General features: G+C 69.2%; 2 protein-coding genes. Both read right to left on the reverse strand.

The annotated features are described in order from the left end of the window. Window positions 1-140: 140 nt before the first annotated feature. A complete protein-coding gene (locus ACYQ2W_RS05810; protein ID WP_459864160.1) occupies window positions 141-887 on the reverse strand; it encodes a hypothetical protein in 747 nt (248 codons plus the stop codon). Window positions 888-1,068: 181 nt separating this feature from the next. Beyond that, complete coding sequence (locus tag ACYQ2W_RS05815; protein WP_459864162.1) at window positions 1,069-7,959, reverse strand: AAA domain-containing protein; 6,891 nt, start codon at window positions 7,957-7,959, stop codon at window positions 1,069-1,071. Window positions 7,960-8,261 lie beyond the last annotated feature (302 nt).

The following is an 8,261-nucleotide window of genomic DNA, read 5'->3' on the forward strand; positions in this document are numbered from 1 at the left end:
CCGCCGGAGTAGGCGGTCGGTGAGAAGTGCGGGTTCGCAGTGAGGAGCGGGCGGACCGTGTGCCGCGTCAGCCGGGGGGAGGTGGGATGGGGAGGGGTCCCTCGTTCCTTCCGGTTCGGCTCGGAACGAGGGGTAGGGGATCAGGGCTTGCAGTATTCCGCCGTGGGCGTGGCGGCGATGATCTGGTAGGGCGCGTTGGGGGTCAGGATGAACTCGCTGGCGCCGCGCTCGCCGGCGGGGTTGCCCCAGTCGTAGGTGTAGCCGATGCCGGTCCACGGTACGCCGCCGCCGGAACGGAAGCTCTTGTAGTAGAGGTTGGAGTAGAACTCGCGGTAGTCGGGGATGTTGGTGACCTGCGGGTTGCTGTCGCCGAAGTGCAGGTTGCAGGTGGTGTCGTCGGTCTGCGGGTCGGTGCAGGGGCGGAACAGGGTGTCGGGGGCGACCCAGAACTCGACGAAGACGTCGTAGGTCCAGGAGGGGTCGAGGCCGAGGAACTGTTTGAGGCGCAGGTTGAGGTCGGCCTGGTCGGCCTCGGGGTGATCCTTCACGAAGGTGCGGCAGAAGTTCCGCACCTCGGGGGCGGCGGTGACCCAGATGGCGTAGTCGGGGTTGTCGGAGGTGTGGTCGTAGGGTTTGAGGAAACTTTTGTAGCTGCCCTCGGACTTCCAGCTGACCACGCGGATCTTGCTGTGGTCGGCGTTCCACACCAGCTTGGCGTTGTCGGCGGTGATCGGGGTGAGGTTGTCGACGATCTCCTCCTCGGTGGGGAAGGCGGCGTCGGTCACCGCCTCCTGGTAGGCGAGGGGTTGGGTGTCGTCGGCCAGCGCGGCGCTGGTGGGGAGGAGGAGGGCCGTGACGAGGGCGGTCATGGCGGTCTGTCTGAACATGGTGGCTCCTTGCTTGTTGGTTGGTTAGGCGCGGGGAGGCGGGAGATCAATTTCCCCAGGATCGCGCCGGGTTTCTGTCTGCCTTCGGGATTCCGTGGCTCGATGGGGCAATGCGCGCTGCAACGCCGGGGTGCGTGCCGCCGGAGAGCGGTTCCGAGGTGATCTACCTTGCCCGCGCTTGTTATATCAGGCATGCCTCGATCCGTTCCAGCACCCCGTTGCGGTTGCGTTCCCACTCCCTCCCCTGAACCTTGATGAAATTCCATTGGCGTGCCTGGAGCACGGTGGGGATGTGGACGTGGCTCTCCAACGGATCATGGGGGTATTCGCCTTCATCACACAGGATTCCGATGCGGTAGCGTTCGGGGGTGCGGGGGTCGATGATCGCCACCGGGATCCGGAAGCTGGAGGTGCCGACGTCCATTTCGCAGCGGTGGCCGCGCTCTTCCAGGGCGAGGGTCAGCTGGACTTTGAGCGGGAGGTAGCCGGCGGGGGATTTGCGCTGTGTTCGGGTGGGGGTGGCCAGCGGGCCGCCGCGGCTCAGATCGAGCACCCGTTCGGCCTGTTTGATCTGGCCGTGGGCCAGGTTGTGGGCGTATTCGAGGAACTGTTTGAAGAGTTTCGGGCCGTCGTTTTTGGCGCGGGCCACGGAGAGCAGTTTCGGGTCGAAGGAGGCGAGGATCACGATCTCCCGCTTGGCTCGGGAGACGGCGACGTTGAGGCGCCGCTCGCCGCCCTTCTGACCGAGGGGGCCGAAGCGGGCGGGGACGTAGCGCTCGGTCTGGCCGTTGCGCAAGGTGCGCTCCACCGGGGCGTGTCCGAGGGAGAAGAGGATGACGTCGCGCTCGTCGCCCTGCACCGATTCGAGGTTCTTCACGAAGGGGCGTTCGTCCACCTGTTCGCGCGCCATCGCTTCGTCGTAGGTGGCGGCGAAGGCGGCGTCGGCGGATCGGCGGGTATCGATCTCGTCGAAGATGGCGCGGCGTTGGGCGAGGTTGAAGGTGACCACGCCGACGGTCGGGCGGTCGCCGCGCTCCAGCAGGGTGTGGAGGGTGTCCACCACCCGGGCCGCTTCCACCGGGTTGGCGCCGTCTTCGTAGCGGCCGTCGGGGATGTCGATCCAGCGCAGGGCGGGCGGTGCGGTGCGGCTGGTGACTGCGGGGATGGTGTTGAGGGTGCCGCCATAGATGGCGTGGTTGGAGAAGGCGATCAGCTCTTCGTAGAGGCAGCGGTAGTGCCAGCCGAGGCCGATGTGGTCGGCGCGGTTGCGGGCCAGGACCAGCAGGGATTCGGCGTCGAACATCTCCCGCGCCTGGTCGTCGCCCGCGCCCTCCTCGTCGTCGCGGCTGGCGCGGAAGAAGTTGGTGGGGGGCATTTGGCGCTCGTCGCCGGCGATCACCGCGCGCTGTCCGCGCAACAGCACCGGCAGACCGTTCTCGACGGTGCACTGGGAGGCCTCGTCGATGATCACCAGGTCGAACAGCGGACGGCGGGGGAAGAGCACCGCGATGGTCTCCGGGGAGAGCAGCCAGACCGGCAGCAGGTCGAGCAGGCCCTGTTCGCCGAAGCGACGGGCGAAGCTGCGCAGGTGGAGGATGTTGCGTCGTTTCTTCGCCTCTTTGAGCATCGCTTCCCGAGCCGCTTGTTCGGCGGTGCGGCGTCGGCCCTTTTCGGGGAGCGGGGCGGTGAGTAGCGGGTGGCGGTCCTGGCGGGCAAGGAGGGCTTCGACGCTGAGGTCGGCGTGTTCGCCCAGTACGGTGCCGAGGCGGCGGCCTTCGTCCAGCTCCTGCGGGCCGCCGCCGGCGTCGAGGTGGTGGCGGATGCGTTCGTCGTTCGCCTCGGCGCGCAGGATGGAGGCCACGGCCCACTCCCTGCGGACGGTGTCGCTCCATGCTTCGGTGTCGCCTCGCGGGAGGATGGCGGCGTGGTGGCGCAGCAGCGCTTCCGCGTTGGGATAGCGGGCGGTGGCGCCGGCCAGCCGTTGTTCGGATTGGACCAGTCGCGGGGCGTGGTCGCGCCACTCGCGGGCGAGGGTATCCAGGGTGGTGCGCAGCGGGTGGGCGGGGAGCCAGGAGAAGAGCGGGCGCAGGGGGCGTAGCGCCTCCTCCTCCGCCTGTTTGGCGTCCAGCAAGGCCCGGCATCGGTCGATGTGGAGGTCCCAGAGGGCGAGGGATGAGCCGCTCGACGGATCGGGCCAGGCGGCGATGGCTTCCAGGGCGGCGCGGGATTCCAGCAGGGCATGGGCATGGCCCCACGCGGCATGGATGCGGCGCTGCCATTCGCGCGCGTCCGCCGCGTGGTCGGGGCGCGGTTGGGCATCCCCGGCGAAGCGCTCCAGGGCCTCCAGTGTCGTCCACACCCGGCCGGCGGCCGAGCGACGGGTGATCGCCTCGACCAGGGGCGGGGCGAGGGGCTCGCCCTCGTGTTCGGGCCAGTGGGTGTGGAGGGTCTGCTGGAGGGCCTCCTCGGCGAGCCGCCAGGCGGTCAGCTCGGTGCTGTGTCGGGTGGCGAGGGTGCGCAGCAGGGCGTCGATGTCGAGGGTGGTTCGGAGGGCTTCCCGGCGTTGGCGGTCGGCCTCGATCAGCCGGGCCGCGTCCCTTCTCCAAGCGGTTGGCAGGGTCGCGGTGGCCTCCGGCCGGGAGATGGCGTCGAGCCAAGGGAAATGGGGGGAGAGGCGGCGGGTGTGGTCGTCGAGGCGCTCCTTTTCCATCAGCGTTGTCAGCAGGCGCTCCGCCTTGCGGTCCCCGTCGTCGAGGGTCTCGGTGGTGGGCCAGAGATCGGCGGCATCGAGGGCGACGCGGTGGCCGATGAGCGCATCGGCGTGGCTGTCGATCTCGTTCAGTCGGCGCAGCGTCTCCCGTGCCGCGGTGGCGTCGGAGGGGAGAGGAAGGGGGTTGCCGAGGTGGTCGAGCGCCTCCTTCAGGGCGTCCCAGGCCGCGGCGGCACCCATGCGGCCTCTCACCTGTTGGAGCAGCGACGGTTCGATCGGGGTGGCGGCACGCTCCGCCCAGTGTGCCTGGAGGGTGGTGCGGAGCTGCTTGCGCGCCTTCCACCAACCGGGGCTGAGCCAGCGCAGGGGGGAGGTGGCGCGGCGTTCGAGTTGGTCGAGGGTGGCGTTCAGCTCTTCCGGGCGAGGGAAGAGTACCGGGGTGCGGTGAAGGGTCAATGCGGCCTCGTTGGTCCGCCACGCCGCGTCGGCATCGCTCAGACGGGCACGTCGGCTGCTGCGCTCCGGTCCGGGGTCGAGGAGGGTGAGAAACGCCTCGCGGGTCCACGGGTCGATCCGTGCCGCGCGGGACTGGTCGATGACGGTGAGTCCGGCCTTGGCCCGTTCGATTCGTTCGAGCCGTTCCGCGCTCAAGGTGATCCCCAGGGCGGTGAAGTCGCTTTCAATCCGGGCGGTCAGTGCGGCGATCCGCTCCAGGGTTTGGTGGATTTCGTCGACCGCGGTGGCGTCGAGTTCGTCGAGCAGGGGGCGGGCGGTGGCGGCGGTGGGCGGGAGCCACGGGGAGTGGGGGGCCCATAGATCGCCGTAACGGAGCAGTTCGCGCAGTTGCGCGGCGGTCTGCTGCCCATCGCGCGGGGTTGGGTCGGTGGTGAGGAGTGCGTCGATCGCGGCGTTTCGCGCCGCGATGTGGTTCAGCGCATCTTCCACCTCCGGGGTGTGGGGGAAGCGGACCGGCAGGTCGTGTTCCAGGGCGGCGTCGCCACCCTGCTGCCAGGCCGCCTCGGCGGCTTCGATCGCCGGGGCCGGCTCGTCGTCGTCTTGGGCGTGGCGGAGGAGGGTGGCGAAGCACTCGGCACCTGCTTCGTCTTCGCGTATCGCACGGGAGCGTTGTACGGTGTCGAGGCCTTGCCGGGCCGCTTCGAAGCGGGGGTAGGTGGTGGCTTCGGCCGGGACGTCGAGCGCGGTGCAGCACTGCTCGAGTTGCCGTGCGGCCGCGGTGGCGAGGGTGAGTTGTCGGGTGAGGCGGTCGATGTCTGCCGGCTGGAAACCGCCGAACGGGTGGCGGCTACCGGTCGAATCGGTCCGCGTGCAGAGCGCGTCGGGGGTCCACAGGTCGGCGTCGGCGGCGAGTTCACCGAACGATCGGGCCAGTTGCTCCAGGGTGTCGAGGTCCAACCCGGCCAGTCCGTCTTCGCCCTTTGGTGTGGTTCGGGGCAGGCCGGCGGCGTAGGTGTGGAGCTCCCCCAGGGAGAGTTCGCCGTGGTGGCGCGCCAAGGTGCGGGTGCGTTCGCGCAGCGATCGGTAGAGTTCGGTGGCCTCGGTCACGCGGCGGTTGAGCGCGTCGGTCGGGGTCGTCCGTTCGGTTCGCTCTTCCAGGCGGGTGGTTACCTGGCGGTAGAGGGCGCGGCGGTCCTCCTGGACGTCGTGGACCACCGCCAGCAGGTGGCGCAGGCCGACTCCGTCGAGGCGGTTGGCGACCACGTCGAGGGCGGCGCGCTTTTCGCACACCACCGCGACCCGCTCGCCCCGTGCCAGGGCGTCGGCGACCAGATTGACGATGACCTGGCTCTTGCCGGTGCCGGGTGGTCCGTCGACCACCAGGGCGCGGCTTTGACGCGCCTGGTGGAGGACCTTCCGTTGGCTGGGGTCGGCGTAGACCACGGGCACCGGTTTCCTCTCCGGTTCGGACGGCGGTGGCGGGGGGCGTTGGTCGCGCAGTTCCGCGGGCAGCAGTTCGCCGGCGCAGGCGAGCAACTGGTCTGCGGGGGTCCCTTTGGCGAGGTCGTCGAGCAGTTCACCGTAGTCCTGAAGCAAATCGGAACTGGATTGGGGGAACAGACCGAGGACCGCGCACTCCTCCACCTCCAGCCGGTCGTCACGCAGTGCCTCGAACTCTTCGCGGCGATCGCGTAGCGGACCCAGTTCCCGGTCCATGGGAATGCACTGGACCCCTTGGCGTTGGAGTTCGTCCAGCAGCGCTTCGGGTCCCTGCGCGGCCAGTTCGTCGAGCTGCTCGGCCAGCTCGTCGCCGTAGCGTATCCCCTTGCGGGCGAAGAGCAGGCGCAGCAGCGACTGGTTGGCCAGTGGCGGCTCCTCCTTGCGCGGGACGAGGGTGATCGAGCGCTCCTGGCGTTCGATCACCACCGGGTAGAGCAGTAGCGGGCCGCGAACGAGGTAGCGGTTGGCCAGGCCGGTGAGAAAGGGGTGGCCGAGGAACAGGTCGTTGGCGCCGCTCTCCTCCTGACGGCTGCGATGCTCGCGGTCGAGGGCGATCACCTCCCGTGCCGCGCGCCGGGCGCCGTCATGCTGGTCCGCTTCCAATCGGTCGACCAGTCGCGCCGACTGACCGCCGCGGAGTAGGGCGACGGTGCGCTCGGCCTGTCCTTCGGAGACCCCTTCGAGCAGGGCGAGGTCCACCGAGCGGCCGGTACGCGGGGCATGGAGACGGATCGACGGGCTGCGTCCGTCGCCGGAAATGAGCTTGTCGCGCAGACGGGAGAGCCCCCGTTGCAACCGCTCGGCGGTGCTGCCCTCGCCGCGGGGAACGGTGGTGTGATCGAGGGCCTTGCGCGCCGCGGCGGCCTGCGCGGAGAGTTCGAGCCGCAGAGGGCAATCGAGGTCGTCAGCCGGTTCGGGGGTCGCCGTCAGTTGGGCGGTACGTAGCGCGGTGGCAATCGTTTCGAGGTGAGCGGTGCTCGGGCGGTGCTCGCCGAGCAGGCGCAACAACCGGCGCAGGGTCGCGGAGCCACCTCCGCGCTGGGCGATCCCTTGCAGGAAGACCCCAAGGGCCGCCTGCGCCTCGCCGGAGCGGGCGGGCATGGGGATGGCCCGGGCTTGCGTTTCCAGCACGCTTTCCGGGTCGAGGCCGAAGTGGACCACCACCGGCGGGAGGAGGGATCGATACAGTTCGCGGCACCCCAGTGCGCCGCCGATGGCCAGCACCGTCGCCACTTCCGCCGGGTGGGCCTCGCCGTCGACCGCCAGCACATGGGCGAGCAGGGTGAAGAGCGATCGTTGTATCCGCGGTCCGGCGGCGGTGATCAACGGGCCGAGTTGCTGGAATTGGCGCAACGCCTCGTCGGGGTCGAGGAAGCGGCGCCAGCCATCGACCAGCGGCGCGAACACCCGTTCGATGGTCGCCAGCTCGTTGTCGTGGATCTCACCGTCGGCTGCCGCCACCAGTACGCAGGCGGCCAGCGCGCACTCGTGCATCTCGGACGGCGGCTCGTCGCTGAGTGCCGCGTCGCCCGGGTCGACGGATACGGTGCCGAGGAGCTGTTCCAGGGTGGCGTCGACCTCGGCGATGGGGCGGGTGCCGGGACCGCCTCCGGTGAGGTGTTGGAAGAGGTCCGATTCGCTGAACAGCCACAGGGCGTAGGTGCGCAAGCCGTGTTCCGGGTGGCTGTGGCCGAGAACTTCCTCGCCGCGGGCGAGGCTCTCTTCCATCAGTGTTCGGCTTTGGGTGAGGTAGGCTTCGGTGTCCCAGGTGAGGGTGTCGGCGGCCAGGCCGGTCACCACCGACATCTCGAGGCGCAGGGCGGCGTTGAGATCGCCGGTGGCGATCAGGCTGAAGCGGTCTGCGGTCAGCTCCATCGCCATGCTGAGTCGTTCGGCGGCGATCAACTGTTCATCGGCGGCGATCCCATGGTGGAGCAGCGGAGCGACCTGGCGGGCGGCGGCGGCGTGGGGATTGCCTTGGCCATGGGCGAGGTAGTGGCCCAGCTCGTGGCCCACGGCACAGGTCAATGCGTCGTCGTCGAGCAGTGCCAGGAGTTTCCCCTGGATCTCCAGCAGTACCGGGCTTTCCACCTGGTGGATCGCGGCGTTCTCCGCGCCGGCGCTCTGGAAGATCTCGATCGGGGTGGTGATGCCGAAGCGCTCGGCGCAGCGGCGTGCGGCCTGGTGGACGGTTGGGGCCATTCCCTCGCTCAGCAACAACGAACGGGCCATCAGCAGGCGACGGATTCGGTTGGCATCGAGGTGGGTGGGCGGCGTATGCACCGGGAGGTCGAGGAGATTCAACAGTATTTCGGCGAAGTGGGCCTCGCCGCTGAAGCGAATCCTTTCGATGGCGTCGGGGGGGAGCGCGATGGGGGCGGTGGATATAGGGGTTTTCGTGGGCATTCCGGTGCTCCTTGCGCCGGAGGGCATGGCCTCCCGGCGTTGTTGATATCTATTCGTCGCGCCTTGGGATCGTTCTTCGGTCGAACCGAGGAACTTTTGCATTTTGCCTGTTTAGCGGATGGGAGCGGGTGGGAACAACCTGTAAAACGGTCGGTTGTCTTGGCTGGCGATTGGGGGGTGGACGGAATTGGCCGTCGGTATTGCGCGGTGGGTTGCCGAGGGGCCGGAGCATGCGGCAAGGGGCGTACGGGTCGGTTACGCCTCTTGCCGCATGGAAAGGGGGGAGGGCGGCGAGAGGGGGC

This window comes from Endothiovibrio diazotrophicus, from assembly GCF_054657215.1.